At 61.7% G+C, this 23,675-nt stretch carries 15 protein-coding genes and 2 pseudogenes; 3 read left to right on the forward strand and 14 right to left on the reverse strand.

Going from position 1 to position 23,675, the window contains the following annotated elements; translation table 11 throughout:
- Positions 1-154: 154 nt before the first annotated feature.
- From ACFFNA_RS25610 to proA, 3 genes are read right to left on the reverse strand one after another with little or no spacing between them, the layout of a single operon-like run.
- Entirely contained in the window at positions 155-2,788 is a 2,634-nt protein-coding gene (locus ACFFNA_RS25610; protein WP_378922619.1) for an AAA family ATPase, read from the reverse strand.
- Entirely contained in the window at positions 2,785-3,909 is a 1,125-nt protein-coding gene (locus ACFFNA_RS25615; protein ID WP_095088823.1) for a metallophosphoesterase family protein, read from the reverse strand. Before ACFFNA_RS25615 ends, ACFFNA_RS25610 begins: the two co-directional genes overlap by 4 nt.
- 13 nt (positions 3,910-3,922) lie before the next feature.
- Complete coding sequence (gene proA, locus ACFFNA_RS25620; RefSeq protein ID WP_378922621.1) at positions 3,923-9,886, reverse strand: anti-phage protein ProA; 5,964 nt, start codon at positions 9,884-9,886, stop codon at positions 3,923-3,925.
- A gap of 765 nt (positions 9,887-10,651) precedes the next feature.
- Here proA and ACFFNA_RS25625 point away from each other — a divergent pair.
- Together ACFFNA_RS25625 and ACFFNA_RS25630 are read left to right on the forward strand one after the other, a co-directional pair.
- Positions 10,652-10,972, forward strand: coding sequence for a hypothetical protein (locus ACFFNA_RS25625; RefSeq protein WP_095088810.1), 321 nt, complete (start codon positions 10,652-10,654; stop codon positions 10,970-10,972).
- 333 nt (positions 10,973-11,305) lie between these two features.
- Entirely contained in the window at positions 11,306-11,830 is a 525-nt protein-coding gene (locus ACFFNA_RS25630; RefSeq protein WP_095088806.1) for a hypothetical protein, read from the forward strand.
- Here the strand turns inward: ACFFNA_RS25630 and ACFFNA_RS25635 are convergent.
- The gene (locus ACFFNA_RS25635; RefSeq protein WP_378922624.1) at positions 11,827-13,248 is read right to left on the reverse strand and encodes an FAD-binding oxidoreductase; all 1,422 of its coding nucleotides are present in this window, start codon (positions 13,246-13,248) and stop codon (positions 11,827-11,829) included. The genes ACFFNA_RS25630 and ACFFNA_RS25635 overlap by 4 nt on opposite strands.
- Positions 13,249-13,257: 9 nt before the next feature.
- On the reverse strand, positions 13,258-14,658 hold the full coding sequence (gene hglS / locus ACFFNA_RS25640) for a 2-oxoadipate dioxygenase/decarboxylase HglS (protein ID WP_378922626.1): 1,401 nt from the start codon (positions 14,656-14,658) through the stop codon (positions 13,258-13,260).
- 108 nt (positions 14,659-14,766) lie between these two features.
- Between hglS and ACFFNA_RS25645 the strand changes: the two genes are divergently transcribed.
- Positions 14,767-15,669 carry a LysR family transcriptional regulator gene (locus tag ACFFNA_RS25645; protein WP_095088785.1) on the forward strand — a complete coding sequence of 301 codons (903 nt, stop codon included), beginning with the start codon at positions 14,767-14,769 and terminating at the stop codon, positions 15,667-15,669.
- On the opposite strand, the gene ACFFNA_RS25650 is transcribed toward ACFFNA_RS25645, so the two are convergent.
- The 9 genes and pseudogenes from ACFFNA_RS25650 to ACFFNA_RS25690 form a co-directional block, all read right to left on the reverse strand.
- A complete protein-coding gene (locus tag ACFFNA_RS25650) occupies positions 15,598-15,879 on the reverse strand; it encodes a DEAD/DEAH box helicase family protein (protein ID WP_095088783.1) in 282 nt (93 codons plus the stop codon). The two genes, ACFFNA_RS25645 and ACFFNA_RS25650, sit on opposite strands and share 72 nt — an antisense overlap.
- Positions 15,880-15,959: 80 nt before the next feature.
- A pseudogene (locus ACFFNA_RS25655) lies at positions 15,960-16,115 on the reverse strand (ISKra4 family transposase); the annotation flags it as partial.
- A gap of 61 nt (positions 16,116-16,176) precedes the next feature.
- Positions 16,177-16,500 (reverse strand): annotated as a pseudogene (locus tag ACFFNA_RS25660) (DDE-type integrase/transposase/recombinase); the annotation flags it as partial.
- 424 nt (positions 16,501-16,924) lie between these two features.
- On the reverse strand, positions 16,925-18,322 hold the full coding sequence (gene lpdA / locus ACFFNA_RS25665; protein ID WP_378922628.1) for a dihydrolipoyl dehydrogenase: 1,398 nt from the start codon (positions 18,320-18,322) through the stop codon (positions 16,925-16,927).
- A 7-nt stretch (positions 18,323-18,329) separates the two neighbouring features.
- Positions 18,330-19,217 (reverse strand): 2-oxo acid dehydrogenase subunit E2, encoded by an 888-nt coding sequence (locus ACFFNA_RS25670; RefSeq protein ID WP_095088886.1) that lies wholly within the window; start codon positions 19,215-19,217, stop codon positions 18,330-18,332.
- 5 nt (positions 19,218-19,222) lie between these two features.
- Positions 19,223-20,665: an NAD-dependent succinate-semialdehyde dehydrogenase gene (locus tag ACFFNA_RS25675; protein WP_095088781.1), complete on the reverse strand. Its 1,443-nt coding sequence runs from the start codon at positions 20,663-20,665 to the stop codon at positions 19,223-19,225.
- 11 nt (positions 20,666-20,676) lie between these two features.
- Positions 20,677-21,672, reverse strand: a complete 996-nt coding sequence (locus ACFFNA_RS25680; protein ID WP_378922631.1) for a biotin/lipoyl-containing protein — start codon at positions 21,670-21,672, stop codon at positions 20,677-20,679.
- Complete coding sequence (locus ACFFNA_RS25685; RefSeq protein WP_095088771.1) at positions 21,662-22,657, reverse strand: alpha-ketoacid dehydrogenase subunit beta; 996 nt, start codon at positions 22,655-22,657, stop codon at positions 21,662-21,664. The genes ACFFNA_RS25680 and ACFFNA_RS25685 overlap by 11 nt, the downstream gene beginning before the upstream one ends.
- A gap of 10 nt (positions 22,658-22,667) precedes the next feature.
- Positions 22,668-23,657: a thiamine pyrophosphate-dependent dehydrogenase E1 component subunit alpha gene (locus ACFFNA_RS25690; RefSeq protein WP_095088768.1), complete on the reverse strand. Its 990-nt coding sequence runs from the start codon at positions 23,655-23,657 to the stop codon at positions 22,668-22,670.
- Between the last annotated feature and the right edge of the window lie 18 nt (positions 23,658-23,675).

Raw genomic sequence — 23,675 nt, forward strand, 5'->3', positions numbered from 1 at the left:
GCTGGATCTTCATGGCAATGTGGAACCAGTCGATGATGTGGGCTGTCGGCTTCGGCATGGCGCGGGGCAGCCGCTTCAGGATTTCGGCGCCGTCCGAGATCACGCCTGTCCGAAACATATATACAAATTTCGGACAGAGCCATCTCGTCTCCGCTTATGACTTACCTGGTTGCCAGTCGCTCATCTGCAAAATGTTTCCGCCGAGTTTTGCGAACGCGCGTTGGCGACAGGAGAAAACGAGAATCTGCTGATCGCGTGATTGACGATGCAAAGCGTCGAACATGCGCTCAATGCGATCGTCATCGGAATAGACCAACGCGTCATCGAGGATAACCGGTGTGGGTCGCCCGTCGCGGGCGAGCAGACGAGCGAAGGCCAGCCGGGTCAGAACCGAAAGCTGTTCTCGCATGCCGCCACTCAACCTCTCGACATCCTCGTCCTGACCATTGCGACGAACGGTCTGCGGCAACAGTGTATTCTCATCGAACACTATGGAGATGTCGTCGAATAACAGTCTGAGCAGCGGCCGCAGCTCGGACATGACCGGCGTGAGATATAGATCGCGTGCCGCCGAGCGCGCAGCGACCAGCGTTGTACGCAGCCGGTCGAGGACGGCCTTTTCGATTTCGAAGCGTCCCACTCGCTCTTCAGCGACTTCCAATTTTTCTCTGGCCTCGCGCCAAGCTTCTTCCACCGCGTCGTCGGACCGGGTGCGAATATGGCCATTGAGATCGGCTAGAGTTACACGCAACTGACTTGCTTCCTGCGTGGCGGCATCCTGGACCGAGCGGGCACGGCGCAGGACAGCTTCGGCGCTGGTGAGATCGTGAGCGCCGTCGCGCAGCGGCGCAGCGCGCATCTCAGCCGCTTCGCGCAGAGTTTGTCGTGCGGTGGCCTCGGTAAGGAGCAAGCGCTCCTTTTCCTGGCGCGCTGCGTCAGGTCCCAATATGACCTCGAGGCTGGTCAGTTCCGCCTGGATGGTCAGGTAAGCAGTCTCGGCGGCCATGACAGCCTCGTCGGCGTGGCTGCGCAGGGGCAGGGCCTCGCGCACGTTGTTGCGTGTTGTCGCCACACGCTGCTGGGCTGCTGCATGATTTTGCCGGATCTGTCGCGAATCGACTATAAGTTCGAGGTTCCCGGCCGCGAGGGCACTCAGTCGGGCAAGCTCCTCGTGCAATTGCTGTATTCCCTTGGGCGCGAGATCGCCGAGCCGCTGACGCGCCAAGCCCAGTTCGGCAGCCTTGTCGCGCGCTTCAACCAGGCGCTGGCGTGCCGTCATGAGGCTGTCGACGCCAAGGGACGCAAGCAGGCTGTGGTGCTTCGCTTCGGCTTCTTCGATGGTCCGGTTGGCTTGCTGGGGCCGAATTGAGCGCAGGGTCAAAGCTCCGATGCCGGCAATGTCTATGCGCACGGTGCCAGCAAAGCTTTGGTCTACTGCATGGAGCAAAGGCTTGGCATCGATGGTCACCAAATCGGCGGCGCCGTCCCGATATTCCATGCGTAGCGTCGGCAGGGTTCCCAGTTGAGCTGCACGAAGGCCGGCAATGTCGATTTCGAGCGCTTGGAGCTGCTCGACAGCCTGTTCCGGCACCGCCAGCATCGCCAGCGCTGCCTCTCCATCTTCGATCTGGGTTCTGGCGACTTCGGCTTGTTTCAGCCGGTTGTGTAGGCTTGCCAGTTGTTCGGCTGCGTCGCGCGCCAAGAGGGTCGTATCCAGCCGCGCGAGCAGTTCGCGAGCTTCGCGCTCTTCCTGTTCGGCTACTTGAACTTCTGCCATCACTTGTTCGTTTTCGACTATGGCAGAAGCGCGCCGATCGAGAACCTCACTGCGGCGAAGCTGCGCAATTGTCGACTGCTCGCGCAAATCCGCGGCTCGTTTGAGCGCGGTCCGAAAACTATCGAGGGCCTGCTTCGCCGCGTCGTGGTGAATTGCGGCCAGGGCAGCTTCCGCTTCAGCAGCCTTCAGGGCTTCGCTATGCGATTTGGCAGCCTCGACCGCGGCTTCGGCGGCCGAGATACCCTCCCGCCGGGTAGCGCCTTCTTCAGGGTTTTCAAGCTCAGACAGACGCGCCAACGCCATGCGCCGCTTGTCGAGCGCATCGCGCAGACCTGCAACTTCGGCGCTGAGGCGCAGTTCTTTTTTCAGCAGTTTGTCACGCTCATCGAGCGCCGCCGCATAGAGACCGCCGCTCTTGGGACGCAGCGTTGACGTAACCAGGCTATAGAGTTCTTCTTCGCATGCGGCGGCGATTTCCGCCATGCGTCGCCCGCCGGTCAGGGCTTCAACTTCCCCCTGAACCGAGGATAGTAGGCTTTCGCGCACGCGTTTGTCGCCATCCTCCTCGCTTTTGCTTCGCCTTTCGATGCCGGTGACTCCTTGGCGAACCCAGAGCAATCCTGCCGGTCCTGCGGTTCCGCCATGGATTAGATTGCCAATAAACGCTTCGGCCTCATCCGCTTGAGCCAACAGTCGGCTCCGCTCGAGGTCGGTAACGCTGGCCAGCTTGCCACCATAAAACTGCTTGGTAAGCCGATAGCGTCCTTCTGAAGTGGTGATGTCGGCCTCCACCACCGGATTGCCACCACTATAAGGCCGTAGCAGTCTTACGCCTTCGGGCGTCCCCGTATGAGGCTGGAAAAAGAGTGCATGGAGTGCTTCGAAGAAAGTTGATTTGCCGAATTCATTGACCGCGCAAAGCACGTTGACGCCGTCGCCTATGTTCTCGATGGCGACGCCTTGCCCAGCGAACCGTTTGACGTTGTGCAGCCGAAGGGCTGTAAGTTTCATGATCCCATCGCCTCGCAATAGCTAAACAGCCGAACCAGTGCTTGTCGTGAAATGTCGCGTTCGACAGTCGACCGCCTTTCGTCGGTGCTTTCATCCAACAGTGCCTGCGCTGCCTCGCGAAGGGCGCCGGAGCGACCGATCCGATCCAAATCGCCGCTTTCGCAGTCGGTCGCCAGGCCGTCCCCTTGCAGCTCCAGATAGGCGTAGTCCGGCGCGACTGCCGCGACCGCGGCTTCGAGGGCGGTTCGTCCGCTTACCCGTACCCGGCCAGACGCGGCAATTCGCAGCAAGGTCTGACGCCGCAAGTCTGCCGGTGGTAGCAACGCTTCGAATGCCGCCGCGCTGTCATCGCCAGACAGCAAATGCAGTGGAGCGGTTTTCCAGGAAAAGCTGGCTGTTTCGACGGCCACGATCTCGGGCAGGGCGCCAGGCCCGGCAATGGAAACGACAAGGGCCTGACCGGGTGTATCATGCTTGAAACGGTCAGGTTCGGGCGCACCGCTGTAGCGGCTGCGCTCATTGATGGTGACGGGCCCGTGCCAGTCGCCAAGTGCCAGATAATCGAGGCCGGCCTTGGTCGCGCGATCTGGTGCAATGACGTCGGACGCTACTGAATCTTCTGAAAAGTTCTGAATGGCGCCATGAGCAAGTCCGACCCGGATGGCGCCTTGCGGTGTCGCGGCGTTGTTCATCCACTCGGTAAGGTCGCGACCGGGTCTGCGGGTCGTGCACGGTGCGGGCAGCAGCGCCACGTCCGCAGCAATGGTCAGGATTTCGGGCCGGGTGGCCAGTATGACATTGTCCGGCACAACGCTGCCCGCAGCGCTCCACAATTGATCAGCTAACAGTGAATCGTGGTTGCCAGGGAGCAATATCCAGCGCAAGGGCGCGCTCCGGCTCATCTCGGCAAGGGCCTGCCGCAACATCGCTGGTGTAGGCGTTTCGGTGTCGAACGTATCGCCGGCCAGCAATATGGTGGATGCACCATGGACCCGTGCCTGTTCTGCCAGCCGGCTGATCGCGCTATGGCGCGCTTCACGGAGCCGCCCGCGCAGATCCTCCGGCATGTTGCCGAACCGCTTGCCGATATGAAGATCGGAGCTGTGGATGAAACGAAACATGGAGTCTCCGAGACTATGTCTGTGCCAGGTAGTGCCGGGCGCGATCGATGGCCTCATCCAGCCGGGAGCGTGATATCGCCGCAAGTCGCTCGACGCCGAGCATACGTGCAAGGTCGAGAGCGGGATCCGACTGTTCCAGAATGTCTTTGTTCGCGACGACGACAGCGGCTAGCTCGGCCATTGGAATGTCGGCAATGGACCGGCGGGCATAGGCGTCAAACGGCATGCGATAATCAAACAGATCGACCACCGTCCCCTTCTTCCATAGGAAGCTGCCGCTGGATTCTTCAGTTCTATCAAAATCGCGCAGATGCAGGTCGATCCGCTCCCGAATCTTGTTGCCCGTTCTGAGCCAGCCATGCGCCCGTGCGATGCGCTGCGCAAGGACGTCTTCTCGCAGCGGGCCTTCCTGTTCGATCACTGCGTCGACCATGGTCCGCAAAGTGCCTCGGTAGGCGAAGTCGTAAAAATGATCCGGGCTGGTAGCGAATGCTGATAGGTCTGTGAGGCGATAACGGTCGTCCGTCGGTATGGAATCATGCGTCGAATTCGCGGCAGCAGGCAAAATTGCTCCAGATGCTGATGGGTGCTCTACCGTCGCGACGGGAGCGGCGACAAGCTCTGGCTCTGATTTTATCGACAAGCTTGCAGGTTCGCCGATCGATGCAAACTCTTCGGCTGGCAATGGGTCTATGGGGTCGACCTTATGTCCCATGTCCCATTGGATCACCGCTTCACCTTCCTGTTGTTCAGCTTGCTTGCGACGGCTTTCCTCGAGCAGCGCGGCCAGGCTGGCATGAAGCCTCTCGGTGCAACCTTCGAGATCAAACCACCAATCGGTTGACCATACCCGGACAATGTTCCACCCGAGGCCTCGCAGGACCTGCTCTCGGACCTTGTCTCGATCTCGCGCCGTGGCAGAACTGTGATAGGCAGCGCCGTCACACTCGACCCCAGCCAGATAGGCTCCGGCAAGATCGGGATGCCGGATCCCTATATCCACTCGAAAGCCAGAAATGCCAACTTGTGGAACGATGGTCCATCCGCGCTTCTCAAGCTCGGCGGCTACAGCCTCCTCGAAAGGGGATTCCAAAGCCCCGACCGGTCCGCGTTCCTGCGCTGGCAATGCCACGGCGCCGCGCTCGGCAAAATCGAGGAAGGTTTTGAGATGCTGTACACCGATTGCCTTTGTCCGGTTGGGGTCGATCTGGTCGGCGGTAAAACCTGAAAATACTATCAATTCCTGCCGCGCACGCGTCACCGCGACGTTCAGCCGGCGTTCGCCGCCGTCCCGATTTAGCGCGCCGAAATCCATGGAGCGCTTGCCCGCGTTATCTTGCGAGAAAGTGATCGAAAACAGGATTATGTCACGCTCGTCGCCCTGGACATTTTCCAGGTTCTTGACGATGGCGGGTTCAATACGATCGTCGGCAAAGAACCATTCAAGCTCCGGCTCCATCTGTCGCGCCTTGTCGAAAAAGTCGAGGATGAGCGACTGCTGTTGCGCGTTGAAGGTGATGACTCCGAGCGTGGGTCGGTCCTTTTCCGGAAGGGCCAGCCAACGCCGCATCCTGCTGACCGCCTCGTCGGTGACCGCCTGGGCTTCGATGCGGTTGGTGCGACTTTTTCCTCGGTCGTAGATGCCGGTCGTGATTTTTCGCAGCTGCACTGCCCGATCTTCCACCGTTGGGGAAGGGAAGGTGATGAGCCTATTCTGATAGTAGTGATGGTTGGAGAAGGCGATCAGCGACTCACTGCGGCTGCGGTAATGCCAGCGCAGATCACGCACCGGGATGCCGGCCGCTTTGGCTTCGTCGAGAATGCTCTCAAGATCCTTTTCGTGCTCGACGACTTCCTCGTTCTCCTCGTTGCGGCCAAAGAAATTGGTGGGCGGCAACTGCTTGGGATCGCCTACGATTATGGTTTGATGGGCCCGCGCGATGGCACCGACGGCGTCCCAGGTGGTGATCTGCGATGCTTCGTCGAAAATGACTACGTCGAACAACGCCTGGTCGGGAGGTAGGTATTGAGCGATTGAAAGAGGCGACATCAGCATGCAGGGCGCGAGCTTGGCAAAGCTCGACGGCATAGCACCGATCATCTCGCGGATTGACCTGCTGGGCCGCTGCAATTCCATCTGATGGCGCAACAGGCCCAACTCGGAATTGCGAGGGACGCTTTGCACAGCCGGCAAACCATGAGCGATGGCGCTGATGACGCGAAGGCTTGCTTGAGCACGGACAAGATCGTCGATTTCCCGGAAATCGTCGATGGCATGCTCGTGCTGGAAGCGCCGGAACTCTCGCAGCACCGGATCGGCATCCAGCGTGGCCGGCAGCCACCAGCGCACGTAGCCTAGGCGGAACGCGGATTGAGCTTCGGTTGGTCGCACTAGACCCGCCTCGATATCGTCGACCAACGCTCCCAGATTCTGACTGACAGCTCTGCGACGTATGCCGCACCACGAAGTCCAGTCCCGCAGAAGATGACGGGCATTGAGCAAATCTCCCATCGCGGTCGTCATTTCGGTCAGCGGGTTATCATGTCCTGCCCACGAAGGCGTCTTTCCAGCAGGGATCGCAAATTGGGTCCTCGCAGCCTCGAATGCTGTAGCAGCCGCAAGGAAGCGAGCTGCCCCATGGCGCATCGTACTATCTGCTGCACCGCTTCGCAGGCTCGGGGCGGTTGCTTGGAGGAGCGCTCTGAGATCCTCCGTGCCGAGGCCGGGCAGGCGTAGCGTCTGTCGAAGCCTTTCGGCGATCGAGAGTATCTGATCGATACTACGGGTGTCGGTATTAAGTGCAGCAAATCCGACCGGCTTGCCAGATAGGATGTTGGCTTCGACAGTGGCGCGGCTGTCCTGCATCACGCGCAGCAGTGGCAAGTCCCGCTGAGGATCGGCCCCGCCCTCTGTGACATAGCCTTGAAGCAGCTTCTGGACTTTGCGTTTGCCCAACTGACTGTTTGGCCAAAAGGCAGAAGCAGCCTGTTGCCATTGCTGCTCTATGTTCTCTATTCGTATGCGCGCAACAGCAGCCTCGTCATAGTGTGCCGACAGGTCCTTGCGAGACTTGCGATAGTCCCTGATTGCATCATCGAGACTCGCGAGGGCTCCCCGCAACTGGGCGAAATCTCGATCAAAGACAATGCTGAGGTCATAGCCGGCACTGTCCTGGAGTGCCCCTGCTAGTTTTCGCAGCGCTTCGAGCTCTGCTGTTGACGCATCGCCTTTGGCGCGCAGGCCGATGCTCACCAGGAAGGCGTCGAGTGCGGTGGCTAGAACCTCGGACGCACTCTTGAGGGTCTTTGCCCCTTCGAGCAAGTTATCCTGCAAGCCCGACGTCCACTCGGTGACATCTATGAGACGCAAGACCGGTCGCATCTCCACTGACTGAAATGCGAGACCTGTTTCGGCGGCAATACGCTCCAGCGCCAGCCGGCTTGCCTCGTCATGGCCATCGCGCGAAGGCCACGACAATCCCGGAGCATGCCGTTGCTTGTTCTTGAGAGCGATGCCAAGCGCCAGATAGGGCGTGAGACCATTGATATGGCGCCGATGCAGCGCTTCGACATAGGTATTCAGTTCGTCGCGACGGACGCGAAGCCGCTCATTGATCGCAATCCACTCCGCGGCGTCCACGCGCACGCCGCTTTCCCAGCTGATCCTGAGCTGGTTGAGAAAGTTGCGTCGGTCCGCCTTACTGGAATGGAGTTCGAGACAATGCGCGCCCAGGCCATGTTCGCGCAGGCGGCGATACACCACATCGAGCGCCGCCGTCTTCTCGGCCACAAACAGCACAGTTTTGCCAACTGAAAGACAGTTGGCAATCATGTTGGCGATGGTCTGGCTCTTGCCAGTGCCGGGAGGACCGATGATGACAAAGTCGCGGCCCTCAGCGGCGGCAAGGCTTGCCGCGGTCTGTGAAGAGTCGGCCGGCAGCAGCGAAACGATATCGGACGGGGCATAGTGCCGGTCGAGTTCGCGCTCGTCCCGGAATGATGCGCCACTGCCCTCGAACGCTATCTCCGGCGTATCGATCAGGTGGCGTACTACGCGGTTTTCGCGCAGAGCATCGGTACGCTCGACCAGATCTTTCCACATCAGGAATTTGGCGAAGGAGAAGGTTGAGAGCGCCGTCTCGTCCACTACCTCCATACCGGGGACGTCGCGCACTGCCTGACGCATAAGACTTAGCAGACGGGGCACATCAACGCCGCTTTCGTCTTCGGGCAGCTCCCCGGAGAACTGAGGCAGTTTGAGCTCGAAGTCGCGCTCAAGAAACTGCAACAAGGTTGCGTTGAACCGCGGCTCATCTTCATGAAAGCGCAAGGTAAAACGCGATGTTGCGCTGCGGCGCTCGATTTTGACCGGCACGAGCAACAATGGCGCGCGATAGCTGCGCTCGTCCTCCGGCTTTTTCTTCCAGCGCAGGAAGCCGACCGCCAGGAAAAGCGTATTCGCGCCGCCCTCGGCAAAGTCGTTGCGAACTTGGCGGTAAAGATCGATCAGTCGGGATTCCAATTGGTGTCCATCGAGCGTCGATGGGAGCTCGTCGCGCAGGAGCGCTTCTGCTGCAAAACCGCGCTGCAGGTCACGTCCATGGACTTCGCGATAGAGGGCAGCATCACGCTCGCCCAATGGATTCTGTTCGGGCAGCGATATGAGCCTGATCGAAGCGCCTGCCATCAGGCGATCCTCTAGATAGCCGACGTCGGTACAAAGAAACGGAATTGTCTTCTTGGAGTCCGGAAAATTGAGCAGGCGGTTCCGCAGTGTCAAATCAAGGAGCTTTTTCTGCCAGCGGTCGATCCGCCCGGCAGCTGTCGTCGGCTTCACCTCGACGATGTCGGCAGGCAGGGCTGTCACGGCCGGTGCCGCTGGCAGCTGCAGCGCGATTTCGGTTGCCACTTCGGTATCCACGCTGCGACGCATCGGTTCGTGCGAGGCAAGCGGAGTAATGCCGCCGCTACGCGAGCGGCGGATATCGATGGCGGCGACAAAGGTGCCTACCTGCGTTTCGTCGAGCCGTTGTTCGATTGCTCGTTGCGCAGCCTCCAGCGTCATCGCCGGCCGATGCGTTACACCGGTCGTCTCAAACACGATCAGTTCGCGCGATGCCAGCGCCTTGCGTATCTCCATGGCATCGGTCTCGATGGCGTTGGCGAGCGTCTTTTGTGTTATCCAGGCGCCGACGGCAGCGTGGCCCTGGAACATAAGGACGACTGCATGCAGGCCCGTCGCCTCCAGGGCAGAGGCGAACAACAGACTGGCATCGAGACAGGTAGCCAGCCTCTCCGCCGTAATTGTTGAGGGACGTCGAATTTTTTGGCCTCGGCTTTCGAAGCTTGCAGGAGGCTCTGCATAATGCAGGGATAGACCGGCAACGGCCGAATAAATTGCGGCCGCCAGCATGAATGCGCGTTGCGGATTGCCGCTTTGATAGCCATCGAGGCTGGAGGCATGACCATGCGCTGCGAGCCGCTCCGCTGCGGAACGTAGCAATCCTGCGATCGCCGGGTCGTTCGGCATGACGAATGCAGGTAGCAATTGCGCCATATCGATGACGCCACCCCATTCGTCGCGAGCAAGCAGGCGCACAGCAATACGCTGCTCGGCCAGCACTGCGCCTCCTGAGGTGAGCCGCAGCGTTATCTCCCCGCGCTCAGCCTCATTGAGACCGGCCAGATAGCTGGCGTCGAGATCGATTTTTCGGTCGCTTAAGGGAAGCCGGTCGCCGGCAACAATCCGATCAATCGTCCAACTCTTGGCGCGCAAAAATGGTGGGTTCGATGTCAGGTCGAGAGTGCATTTTTCGAAACCCTGCTGGGTCGGGTTGTTGAGCGCGATAGACCGGATCACCGGAATAGCATTTTGGAAGGACGCATATGTAAAGCTGGCGGCGATGTCCGCCACGACTTCTATTACGGGCGCGGCTGATATACCGGCGGCATCGCCAGTGTCTGAACTCGTTTCCATGCCCTATCCCCTTTTTCATTTACGATAGAACTTTGCGGCCAGAATTTGAAAGTAAATTCTCGCTATTGTCGCCGCTTAGTTCTTCAGCAGCATAAATCCCTGAAATTCGAACCGCCTTGGTCAGTTCGACAGTTGTCGACCGCTGCAGGAATTGTGATCCTTGCTGCCGGGACAGCACGCTATTGCGTGGTGAGGCAGCTGCTCGTGCTTCACGTTTCGTTGAGCCGCGCTGGTCGTTCGTTTGAGGCCGGACTGCGCCCGTTCGTCCGGACAACGCAACTGGTGGGCCTTGGTCCGGCTCCTTTCAGGACCACAGGTGTTCGCCCCTTTTGGCTCGAAGCAAACAATCGCAGGTGAAGCCGCGCATGACAGCTTTGCGCCTCCTTCCAGTCGCCCAACGCGACAGCAGCTCAACCCGAGAGCGGCCGGTCCCTCAGTTCAAGGCTTGAGGGTTGAAGTCGCCTGTTTGACTGCGAGTTCTGCCGCCTTTGCAGCGTCCCGCGACATCCTGAAGAAGTCGGAATGGGATTCCCATCGCATAACCGGCGAGATCGGCGGCACGAGACAGATGTCGTGCCAGTACGGATTCGATCCGGAGACACGCGGTGCCCACGTGATCTCTGCTGACAAGCTCGACAGGCTGCGCGGCTTCCCAACTGAGGCCGAGGTCGACCGCAGGGACCGGGGCTTCCCGGCTTTCCTGCCTCGTGCCGAGCATCTGTGGCTAGTGTTCGGAGCGGGCGTGGAATTGCTGCTTGAGACGACGTGGCTGCGGCGCGCCGCCTGGCATTGTGGGGTCGCCATGCCAATGACAACGCCGCGCATCGGACGACGCAGCTTTCGGACGACGACGAGCTGCGTGTCGACAGGCTTCGGTTCCGGGCATGGAGGCTGCTGACGAAAGTCGACGCTATGCAGATCGCCGACGTCGACGAGTATCTCGCAGAACGCGTCGGACACGAACATGCCGGTTGGCGCATCCAGCCGACGGCGCAGATGGTCCAGCGCGCCCGCGAACTGCACGAGAGGACAATATCTCAATGCTGCATAAGCCAGTTCCTACCGCGCACGGCGGCCTCGGCATAACCGCGATCCCGATAACTGGGGAGCGGCCGAGTCCGAAGAAGTGGCCTAACGCCGTGAGATGGTACATCGGTGATGACGGGCCAAAGAGCAACGGGTCCCGGGTTTCGCGGTACGCGGCAAACTCTCAGAGGGCTGGGTCTTGGAAGGGGCGCCCGAGGAAGAAGCGCAGAAGCAGTCGTTCGGTATCCGACACTGGGGCGGCGACCAGGAAGGGCAATGCGCTCAGAGACATGTCTAACAGAGAGGACTGTTTACACGTCACCCCGGGTATCGTATGTCGCTGCCCATTCCAATAAGAGACATCACTGCTGTGATGTCAGATAGGCAAGCGACATGTCAACCGAATGGCCGAAACGAATCCGCAGCAGGGCTGCGAAGTTAAAGAATGGGAATGCGCTCCTGGCCCTCGCCGAGGAATCGCAGATCCTCTCGGAGATGCGGCGCCGCATCATGAATGGCGAGAAGCCCGTAACAGCGCTGTCCGGCGAGATGGTCGAGCGCTTCGGTCAGGAAGATGCCGAGCATCACGGACTCCGCCAGCTCGCTGGGGAAGCGACCGCGTTCATGGTCGAAAGCATGCTTGGCGCGGTCCGTTCGTCCGGATCGAGAAAGATCCTCGACGACCAAGTTTTCAGTTCAGGCACGCCTTTCCGGATTCCCGGACAGACCAGAGAGACCGTTCTTGCCGAGCCGCTGGCGACCGAGCTTCTGGTCCGGCACGTGACCGATGCCGCACTCGCCGACCTGGCGGCCCTCCTCGCCGCCGAACAGGAGCGCCGCCTGACGACCTTAGCGGTCAGCCAGCAGCTTCCTGACTTTAGCGAGGCGGGTCCGGCAATCCTGACCCGCCACCGCTAGCCGCTCGAGATACAGCGCAACGTCCCGCTGAGTCTCCCAGACCTCCGTCGCCACGGGTTCCGGCATGCAGTCGAACAGCGAACGGGGGACATCGGATTTGCGTTCGACGATCCTCGGCCGACGCCGTGCTCGGCACTGAAACTGCCGCCGAACCGGTCGACAGCGACCGAATAGACCCAGTCACGCAGCCGCTGTTCGAAGGCGGCATCGACCTGACTTGCATCGCTAGCCACCAGATTGAAATGCACGCCGCCATCGCCGATATGGCCAAAGTCGAAGATGTCGACACCGGCAAATTGCCGAGGCAGCTCGGCCTTCATCCACTCACAGAAGGCCAGAACGTCGGCTCTGCGGAACGACAGATCGAAAGCCACCAGCCGACCGGCATGCTTCACGCCTTCCGACAGCGCGTGCCGTAGCGCCCACATCTCATGCGCGGGACCAACGAAGGCGTCGGCCAACAGCGCATCGTCGCCTTGCAGGATATCGGCAAGCACGCTTTCCAGGACCGCGTCGATCGGCTGCTCGCCGTCGCGCGGCGCCCAGCTTCGGGAAATCTCGGCCAGGATCACATAGTCGGGAATTTGACCGTTCTGGAACGGATTTCGCAGCGACGCAACATGGGCGAGAGCAGCGCCAATCGCGTTTTTCGACATGCCTTCGAAGGCGGAAAGATACGATCCGAGGCGCTCCTCGATCGTCCGCAGCAGGGGCATGACAGCGACACTGCCGCTCGGCACCAGATAGGTTGTCGCGACCTGTTTTGGCAGTCGCTCGAGATTAAGTTCGCATTCTGTGACGATGCCGAAGGCGCCAGCCGTGCCGACGAAAAGCTGCTTCCAGTCGACGCCGGTGTTGTTTTTGCGTAATCCAGACATTAGATCGACAACCGTACCGGTCTCGTCGGCCAGAACGACCTTCACGCCAAGCGTGTTCTTACGCACATCGCCATACCGGAGAAAGCGCGTGCCGCCGGTATTGGTCGCCAGCATGCCCCCGAGGCGCGGATCAGCGCCAAGGTCGACCGGAAAGAAAAGCCCACTCGGCTCAAGCCGGGCATTGACCTCGGACAGCAAAATTCCGGTATCGACGCGCAACGATCGATTGTCGATGTCGAGATCGAAACGGCGCGTCATTCGATCCAAGCTGAGCACGATCTGCGATCCGCTGGCATCCGGTGTCGAGCCCGAGACCAGCCCTGTGTTGCCCGATTGCGGCACGAGCGCGATACGCTGCCGGACGCAATAGGCAACGCAGGCGGACATTTCCGCCGTAGTGCCAGGGCGCAGCACCAGCGCCGCATGACCGTGATCGTGGCGCGCACCGATCTCGTAGGCTGCCATGGCGGCCCGATCCATGATGACGCCATTTTCGCCAAGGATCTCCACCAATGCGGATTTGTGTCTTTCGTCGATCATCCAGGGCGCCTATTCCGCAGCCCGGAGGCCGCCGAGCGCTTGGCGACAGGTCTCGATCGACGCCTGTTCGATGGCGGCGTAGTGCTCGAACTCGTTCAGCACGCCAACACCGAGATCGCTTTCAAAGCGCTTCTGGTTGGGACTGGCGACAAATTCCTGGGTTGCCCCGTCGCCAAGATTCGACTGGAAGATGCCGGCGGCGCTGACAGGCAGGAAATCCTCGTAGACGATTGGGTCGAAACGGAAGAAACCTTCTGCGACAAGGTGCTCGAAGTCGTCAGCCATGACACTGCCGGTATGCCGCCCGCGCTCCGTCAGGGAGTATCTGAAGTATCCCAGATTCGCGGCCCGGATGCCTTCCCATGTATCGGGGAACGCCTCGAATGTCCGTGAAAGTGTTTGTGCGTAGTCGGCCGCGTTCGACCCGTCGGCAGCCGGTCGGATGATTGCGCGCGTGGCCTCCAGCAGACTGTCGTAAAGGGCGCGCCCCTTGGGTGTCAGCGCTATGCCGCGCTGCTCGATCTCGCCGAAGCGCGCGGTATGCGAGCCTGCCACCCAGGCGCCGTCCCCTGCGTTGAACGACACCACCTCATCCAGTGCCTTGAACGAAGTCTGCCTGAGCAGGATCGGGCAAAGCCGAGGTGGAGGGCCCTCCACGATTGCCTTCGGCGCTATGCCATGCGCCGGCATGCCAACCTGAACGGCATCGATATCGAGCGTGCGCGGCGTGAGATGATTGATGTGCGGACCTCTGAACGAGACCACATCCGCGATCAAGCGATGCGCCTGATGCAGGCTGTTGTACATGTCAAGACTGACGCAGGCCTGATCGTGCCACCGGAAAGTTTCGAGTATTTCGGCGACAAAACGATCCGCATCGTCTTCGTGCAGGCCAGCTTGCCGTTCGGCCTTCTCGGTGAGCGCCAACGCTCCACCCGTGAAAATCCTGCGCTCGGACAGGATGCGCTCGGCCTCGGCACGCAAGGTCTCGTCGTCGATGAGGTCGATCCTGAGCAGCGAAGTGAAGACGCGGAACGGATTGCGGCTCAGCGCCTCGGCTCCGACGGGGCGGAAGGCGGTGGAGTGAACCGGCACACCAGCCGGGCTCAGGTCATAGTACCCTACCGGGACCATGCCCATCACGGCGAACACGCGCCGCATCATCGAGAGTTCGGCCGGCGTTCCGAGCCGGATCGCGCCATGCCGTTCCTCCGAAATTCGGTCGAGTGAGTCCATCGCTTCCAGGCGCTGCCGAAGCTCGGGATCAGACCTCAGGGTCTCGTCATTGACCGAGGCGACCAGGTCCATCAGCGTGCCGTAGGCGGGGACCTCGGTCCTGTACATGGCCGACATCGCCGCCGAAAAGGCTGAACGGATGTGATCGGGTGTAACAAACCCACGGCTGTCCATGACGCGCGACCTCGCTCAAAAAAGGGCAGATCATTCCTGAAAAAGCTGATACTGGATTTCATGCTGCAAAGATTGCGACAGTTTCGACTAGGTTGATGCGAGTTACGCATGACACTCAACAGACGACTGATACCGGATCTGGTGGCGATCCAGGCATTTGAGTGTGCCGCGCGGCACGCCAGCTTCACGCGTGCAGCGGGTGAATTGAACCTGACGCAGAGCGCGGTCAGCCGGCAAGTCAAGGATCTCGAGAACCATCTCGGCGCGCTGCTGTTTGAGCGGATCCGCCAACGGGTGGTGCTTTCCGAGGATGGGCAGCGCTTTTTGCCGGAGGCGCGAAAACTTTTGCAGCAGACCGAAGAGACGATGCTGCGGGCAATGTCCTCGGCGGAGGCCAGAGTAGGTCTCAGCATCGCAACCTTGCCGACATTCGGCAGCCGCTGGCTCAGCCCGCGCCTGCCTGATTTCCTCAGCCAACACCCGGGGACGATCCTGAATGTCGGTTCCAGATCGGCGCCGTTCGATTTCGAGGAGGAGAATTTCGACCTCGCAATCCACTATGGGCAGCCGGTCTGGGCGCGCGGCACCTGCACTTATCTGTGCAGCGAATCTATCGTACCGGTAGCAAGCGCGGCGCTGTCGCCTTCTGCGGCGAAGAAGGTCCCGGCTGACCTTCTTGGTGAATCCTTGCTCCATCTGGCCACGCGCCCCAAGCTATGGTCGCAGTGGTTCGAACGGGCCGGCCTGCCGGCGGAATTGGCTTGCCGGGGACACCGTTTCGATCAGTTTTCGATGATCATAGAAGCCGTGATAGGCGGGATGGGCTACGCGCTTCTGCCGCGTTATCTGATCGAGCGCGAGCTGATGTCCGGTGAACTCGCCGTGATCCTCGACCTGCCAATGATGACCGAGAACAGCTACTACGTCGTCGTGCCGGAATCAAAAAAGACGAATCCGCTGGTGCAGGATCTTACCGCATGGCTGCTCGGACAAGTGACCAATGCGATGTAACGGTGGTGGTGTTCCTCTTGTTCTGGCGATCTGCTCGCGTATGGCGTCCGTCGGCACCACCACCAGCAGTCGCTCGAAGCGCTGATGGGTATTGAGTGCGAGCCTGGTCTCAGTCTTGCCGGTGCCGGGCTTCAGTTCAAGTGCCAGCTCCGGAGCGCGAAAATTCGTGGCCTTCGACAGATGGGCTTCCCGCTCCTTGATGACCTTCATCAGGGAACTGGAGGTTCACGCCGCTGTTGAAGAAGGAATTATCGCTCCGAAATTGGTGAGCATGAGGATTTGTGGGGCGGTCATGCGGTGCCGGTTTCTCTGTGCTCGTGATTGTCGTTGGCCATGCCGGGATACCATTGGCGGAAGGTCGAGCGGAGGGAACCGTCTAGGGTCTGCGTGCGGGTTTGCAGCAGAAGATGCGCGCCAATCCTGCTCCACTGCATCTGCTGTTTCTGGTTGTGTTGCAAACTTTCGCGGGCATGGCTTAAGGGCCGAATCATGGGAAAATAGCCTTGATTATGCGGCGAGGATGTCGAACTGCTCGGCCAGCGACGGATCTGGAGTGAAGGCGTACCTTGCCTGTCGTTTGCGCATCATGTGGACCATTTCGATGCCGGACAGGATGATGTTGGCGGTCGCTGGAGATTTGAAGCCGAGCATCGGTCGCACGCGGCGCTTGATGCGCCGATGGTCCTGCTCGATGTGATTGTTCAAATATCGACTTTTCCGCATTGCGATCGGCTTCAACCAGCGCCGCGAGCGGTCCTGCAATCGGCTTGTCGCATCGCAGGAAACGATCGCCTCGTGGTCTGGCTGCCGTCGATGACGACGCAATGCTCGACATCGACGGTGCGGAAAAACTGCCTGCCGCAAGCTGGAAACTGCGCAATCTGAAGCGCATGCCCGAGGACTGAGCAAATGGCCTTCAAGTCGATCAAGAAGCATCGATACCCATCCTCCGTCCTGCTCAATGGAGCAGGTAGACATTAACAAGGAGATAGACAAAAACTAAAATGAGAAATGAAACCTGGAGCCATCGTGGAGCCCTTCGTAAAAGTAGCAAACTAATACGCGTCGTAAAATTTCTAATAGTTGATATAAGTTGCGCCATTGTTTCAAGTTTCGATTTCAGTAGCTTTTAAATTTCTGAGACCTGTGCCAAAAACCCTGATGCAGTCGATGTGTGTAAGTTCAGTCACTCGTGAGACTTAGGTCATTGAGGATTTTCTGTAAACGCATAGCCTGCTTGATCGGACCCTCGGCATCATAGTTCAGCCAACCTTCCCAGGGCTCTTTCGGTCGCGAACGCCACCGTTTCGGACAGGGTGGGGTGGGCGTGCACCGTCAGCGCGAGGTCGGTAAGCGTTGCGCCCATTTCCAGGGCGAGCCCGACCTCCGCCAGCAGTTCGCCGGCGCCCGGGCCGACGATTGTGGCGCCGAGGACGCGGCCGCTTTCCGGTGCGTAGGCGATCATGGTCAGGCCGTCACCGCCACCGGACGCGAGGTTCCTGCCGCTGGCCGCCCATGGGAACCTGGCGACCTTGTGGGCGACGCCGGCTGCCTTCAGCTGTGCCGTGGTCGGGCCGACCCAGGCCAGTTCGGGATTGGTGTAAGCGACAAAGGGAACGAAGGCCGTGTCGAAGGCACTGGCGTGGCCGCAGGCCACCTCGGCGGCGACCTTGCCCTGATGCGTCGCGCGATGCGCCAGCATAGGCCCGCCGGTTATGTCGCCTACGGCAAAGATGTTGTAGCGGTTCGTGCGGCACAGCGCATCGACAATAACCGCTCCATCAGGCCTTACCTCAATACCGGCCTTTACGGCGGCGATCGCCGCGGTGCTCGCTCGCCGGCCGACGGCCTGAATCACGGCGTCCGCTTCGACAGTGCCTGCGTAACCGCCTTCGCAAGAGAGCCTGACGCTCTTCGCGCTGGCCTTGATACTGATGACCCGCGTGCCGGTGTGGACGATGCAGCTCCTGGCTTCGAGCGACGCGTTGATCAGGTCGGCCGCGTCGGCTTCCGCGCCCGGCGCGACCTGGCCGGCCAACTCGATCACGGTGACGGAGGATCCGAGAGCCGAATAGATCGTCGCCATCTCGAGCCCGATGATGCCGCCGCCGACGATTGCCAGGCGGCGTGGCACGAAGCGGAGTTCGAGCGCCGCAGTCGAATCCCATATGCGGCTGTCTTGCGGCCAGCCCGGCAGTTGCATGGACGAGGATCCCGCGGCGATGATCGCCTGGCCGAATGTCCAGCGCTCGATCCCGCCGTCCGCGATCGTTACGGCCAGCTCGTCATCGCGGACGAACGCCGCGCGCCCGGTGACGACCCGGACCTTGCGGCGCCTGGCGAGTTGGCCCAGTCCGTCGGTGAGTTGCGAAACGATCGCGTCCTTTCGCGCTCGCAGCGCGTCTATGTCCGTCTTCGGATGGCCGAACGAGATGCCCCAAGCGCCGATATGGCTCGCTTCGTGAATGACGCGCGCGGCGTGCAGCAGGGCTTTCGAGGGAATGCAGCCTTCGTTGAGGCATACGCCGCCGAGCGTGCTCCTGCCGTCGACCAGAACGACCGATCGGCCGAGGTCGGCGGCACGGAACGCTGCCGCATACCCTCCGGGTCCTGCGCCGATGACGATGAGGTCGGCATGCTGTGTCTCGATCATCGGCATCTCAGATCATCAACCGGCGCGGGTCGGCCAACAGGTTGATGTAACGCACCAGGAAGCGCGCGGCGTAGGCTCCGTTGACCACCCTGTGATCGTAGCTCAGGTCGAGCGGCGTCATCGGGGTCGGTACGAAGGCCCCGCCATTCCACACCGACGCGACCTCGGTCCGGGAAATGCCGAGGATGGCCACTTCCGGCGGATTGACGATCGGCGTGAAGCCGATGCCACCGATGCCGCCCAGATTGCTGATCGACATGGACGCACCGTCCATCTCGTCGGCGCGGACCTTGCGCTGCTGCGCGCGGGTCGCGAGATCGGCAACTTCGCCGGCGATACGCCAGAGGCCCTTACGGTCGGCGTCGCGGATGACGGGCACCATCAGGCCGTGCGGCGTATCGACGGCGATGCCGATATGGACATAGTCCTTCAGAAAAAGGGTGCGGCCGTCCGCTGAAAGCGAGGCGTTGAAGCGCGGAAAATCCCGCAGCGTCCGGGCGAGTGCCTTTACGTGGAAGGCCAGTGCGGTGAGCTTCGCCCCGCGCGTCCGCGCCTCGTCCTGGAATGCCGCGCGCGCCGCGTCGATCGCCGTCATGTCGGCGCGGTCGTGATGCGTTACGGCCGGGATGACCTGCTGCGCGGCGGCCAGGTTGAGTGCGGCGATCTGGCCGAAGCGGCTGGTCGCCTCCTCGCGGACCGGGCCATATCGCGCGTGGTCGACGTCCCAGTAGCGGCGATAGTCCCCGCCGGGGCCGACGCGCCTGCCCTCCAGCCTGTCATCGATATCGCCCGGGGAGATCATGTCCCGGCCCAGCTCGGTCGCAAGAGCATCGATATCCACGCCCGCCTCGCGGGCGCGTTGCCGGGTGGAAGGGCTGGCGACGGTCGCTGTCATCCTGTTCACCAATTGGTCGCTATGTACTGGGTTTCCATGAATTCCAGCATGCCGTCCTTGCCCCCCTCGCGACCGAGGCCGGATTGCTTGACGCCGCCGAAGGGTGCGGCCGGATCGGAAACGAGGCCGCGATTGAGGCCCACCATGCCGAACTCCAGACGCTCCGACACGCTCAGCCCACGGCGCATATCCTGGGTGAAGACATAGGCGACAAGGCCATATTCGGTGTCGTTGGCGCGAGCGACCACGTCGTCACCGTCGCCGAAGGTCTGGATCGCCGCCACCGGGCCGAAAATCTCGTCGCGCATGCAGTCAGCGTCGCCCGGCACGTTGGACAACACGGTCGGCGGATAGAAGAATCCAGGCCCGTCGGGCACCGTTCCGCCCAGCAACAGTTCCGCGCCGCGCGCCAGCGCATCCTTGACAAAGGCCGCGACCTTGTCGCGGGCGTCGGCGTTGACCAGCGCGCCAACGTCAATACCCGGCGCCAGTCCATTGCCCATCTTGAGCGCGGCCATGCGAGCGGTGAAACGCCGGGTGAACTCCCCGGCGATCCGCTCGTGCACATAGAAGCGGTTGGCCGCCGTGCAGGCTTCGCCCAGATTGCGCATCTTGGCGACCATCGCCCCCTCGACCGCGACATCGATGTCGGCGTCTTCGAAGACGATGAGGGGCGCGTTGCCGCCCAGTTCCATCGCCGGCTTGATGACCTGGTCGGCCGCCGCATGCAGCAGCTTGCGGCCGACGCCCGTCGAGCCGGTGAAAGAAACCACGCGGACGCGGGGATCGTGCAGCATAACGTCGACCACCGCCCCCGATCGGCGGCTCGGCAGCACATTGACGACGCCCGGCGGCACCCCTGCCTCCTCGAGCAGCGGCATCAGCGCCAGCATGGTGAGCGGCGTCTCCGATGCCGGCTTGATAACGACGGTGCAGCCTGCGGCCAGTGCCGGCGCGATCTTGCGCGTCCCCATTGCCGCCGGATAGTTCCACGGCGTCACCAGGACCGCTACCCCCGCGGGCTTCTGGTGCACGAGAATGCGCGCACCCGATGCGGGAGCATGCCCGAGATGGCCCTCGGCGCGCACCGCTTCTTCCGAGAACCAGCGGAAGAATTCGGCCGCATAGGCCGCCTCGCCCATTGCGTCGGCTTGAGCCTTGCCGTTTTCCAGGGTGATCAGCCTGGCAAAATCGCCGAGACGTGCGCTCATCAGCTCGAAGCAGCGGCGCAGGATGTCGGCGCGTTCGCGCGGACGCCGCGCGGCCCAGGCGGGGAAGGCCGCAGCGGCGGCATCGACCGCCGCCCTGGCATCCGCTTCCGTACCGGAAGCGACAGAGGCTAGAGCCGTCTCGTTGGCGGGATTGACGACGTCAAAGCGGCCGCCGGCCGAGGCGGGAAGCCATTGGCCGCCAATGTAGAGATCGACGGGTCCGTCGTACGGCGACATGAGAGTCCTCCTCAAAGTAGCTGTCGAAGCGGATCGAGGAGCCGCGCGGCAAAGCCGGTGACCAGCGCCGTCCCAGCGGCGGGGGTCAGCCGCGACGCGTCGAAGATCAGACGCAGGTTCATGTGGCCGGCGTCGCCGGTGAGCGTCAGAACGGGCGCCGGCTCGACGGCAAATCGCGTCGAAACAACGCATGTGCCGGTGAGGTCGCGCAGGGCCAGGCTGATCTCGCCATCCTCCGGCGTGGCTTCGAGGCGCGACAATGGACTCTGGTCCGGGTCGTGGAAATGCAGGCTGGTGGAGCCCTGTTCGACCCGTATGGATATCTGGCCGTGATCATCGGCCGTGGCCCTTAAGCTCGATGCGGCGAAGGCGGCCCATAAGGCGGCTCGTCCCGCCGTGCCACCTTCCTCCCCGAGCAGCCGAATCATCCCGGCAAGGCCCGCCGGTTTGATCATGGCTTCGATCTCCGAGAGCATCGCCGGAGCGGTGATCGCCGGGGCCGGCGGCAGCGCGTCGAGATCGGCGGCGTGGAAAGGTTGCCTCATGCCGTGCGCGACCAGCCGGCCGAGGTCAATGCCGCGCTCGGCCGCAAGGCGCCTGATCTTCGGCGAGGCAAGGATCCTGCCATCATCGGCTGCTGCCAAGAGCATCCGCTTTTCGAGAGGCGGCTTGGCCGCCGGCACGGCGGGCACCGCCGCGGGTATCGCAAGTTTCTCCGTAGCGGGTGGCGACGGCGCGGCCTTGGCCGGCGTGGAGCCAAGGTCCGGCTTTTCGCTGGATATGATCGCGATGGGGGAACCGACCGGGACATCATCGCCGGCGCCAGCCATCAGCGCGGCCACATAACCGTCATGCCCGGCCTCGACCTCCATCGTCGATTTGTCCGTCTCGACGTCGAGCAGGATGTCGGAAGCCTTCACCGCGTCACCTGGTGCCTTGTGCCAGGCGACGATCAGGCCGGTCTTCTGCGCCATGCCCAGCGCCGGCATGATGATCTCACGCCGCATGGAACAACTCTCCACGCACCGTCAGACGGCCTCGCTCGGCAACCGATTCCGGCGTCGGGACGGTCATGTCCTCCAGCACCGGGGAGAACGGCACCGGGACGTCCATCGCTCCGATCCGCTGGACCGGCGCATCGAGATGATAGAACGCCCTTTCCGCGATGCGGCTGGCGATCTCGGCCGTGACGCCAAAACTCTGGTGGCCTTCATCGACGACCATGGCCCGCCCCGTACGGCGGACGGAGGCAAGGATCGTCTCCATGTCGAGTGGCACGATGGTGCGCGGGTCGATGATCTCGGCCGCGATGCCATCGCGCTCCAGCAGGACGGCCGCCTTTTGCGCGACCTGCACCATCGAGGACGTGGCAACGATGGTGATGTCGCGCCCCGGGCGCAGCACCTCGGCCTTGCCGAACGGAATGAGGTATTCCTCTTCGGGCACCGGCGCCTTCTCCTGATACATCAGCTTGTCTTCGAAGATGACCACTGGATTGTCGTCGCGGATTGCCGTCTTCAGCAGGCCCTTGGCCTCGTAGGCGGAGGACGGCAGCGCGACCTTCAGGCCCGGTATGTGCGCGACGAGGGCATGCAGCGACTGGCTGTGCTGCGCGGCGGAGCGCCGCGTCGCGCCCAGATTGGTGCGCAGCACGAGCGGCACCTTGAGCTTGCCACCGGACATGTAGTGGGCCTTTGCAGCCTGGTTGCAGAGCTGGTCCATGACCAGGAAAAGGAAATCGCCGAACATCAGGTCGACAATCGGACGCGATCCTGTCATCGCCGCGCCAACCGCCAGGCCCATGAAACCGGGCTCCGAAATCGGCGTATCGATGATCCGGTCGGTGCCGAACTCCTCGACAAGGCCCGACAGGACCTTGAACGGGGTGCCTGCCTCCGCGACATCCTCGCCGATGAGAAAGACCGATGGGTCGCGGCGCATTTCCTCCGCGATGGCCTCGTTGACGGCCTTGGAAAGTGTGATCTCGCGCATATCGGTTTCCTCAGGCGACGATCATGTCGGTGAAGACATGGCGTCCCACCTGAGACGCATCGGGGAAGGGCGCCGCCAACGCATAAGCGACCGCGGCACCAGCCTCGGCACCCACCTCGGCATCGATCGACGCCAGCTCCTCTGGCGTTGCAAGCCCCTCAGCGGCCAGCCATCGACCGAAATTGACGATAGGATCGCGCTCTGTCTTCCACAGCGCTTCCTCATCCTTCGAGCGATAGTACTCGCGGTTGATGTCGCCGACGTGGTGGCCGTGGTAGCGGTAGGTATCGAGCTGGATGAAGAACGGGCCTTCGCCCTTGCGACAGCGCGCCACCAGCCGCTCCGCGAGCTTGTTCACCGCCAGCACATCCTGACCATCCACCTTGAAGGCTTCGATGCCGAAGGCCTCGGCGCGGGCGGGAAGCGACCCCGCCGCGATCTCCGCTGTCTTGGTGTACTCGCTGTAGCCGTTGTTTTCGCATGCGTAGATGACTGGCAGCTTCCAGAGCGCGGCCATGTTCATGACCTCATAGAGAAGCCCCTGCGCCGTTGCGCCGTCACCGAAGAAGCATACGGTCACGTCCTTGCGGCCGAGCCGCTTTGCCGAGAGCGCCGCACCGGTGGCTATCCCCATCGAACCGCCGACGATGGCGTTGGCACCGAGATTGCCGTTGGACTGATCGGCGATGTGCATCGAGCCGCCCTTGCCGCCGCAATAGCCTTCGGCACGGCCCAGAAGCTCGCAGAACATTTCCTTGAATTCGGCGCCCTTGGCCACACAATGGCCGTGGCCGCGATGTGTCGAAGTGATCTTGTCGTCGCGCGTCAGCACCTCGCAGATGCCGACCGCGACGGCCTCCTGCCCGGAATACATGTGGGTGAGGCCGGGCATCTTGGCCGACAGATAAAGCTGGTTGGCATTGTCTTCGAAGACGCGGATGCGCACCATCTGCCGGTACATGCGAAGGTAGGCTTCCGCGTTGGTTTTCCTGGCGTTCATCGGTTCGGGTCCTCCCGT

Source organism: Mesorhizobium kowhaii (genome assembly GCF_042431665.1).
Lineage (GTDB): Bacteria > Pseudomonadota > Alphaproteobacteria > Rhizobiales > Rhizobiaceae > Mesorhizobium > Mesorhizobium kowhaii.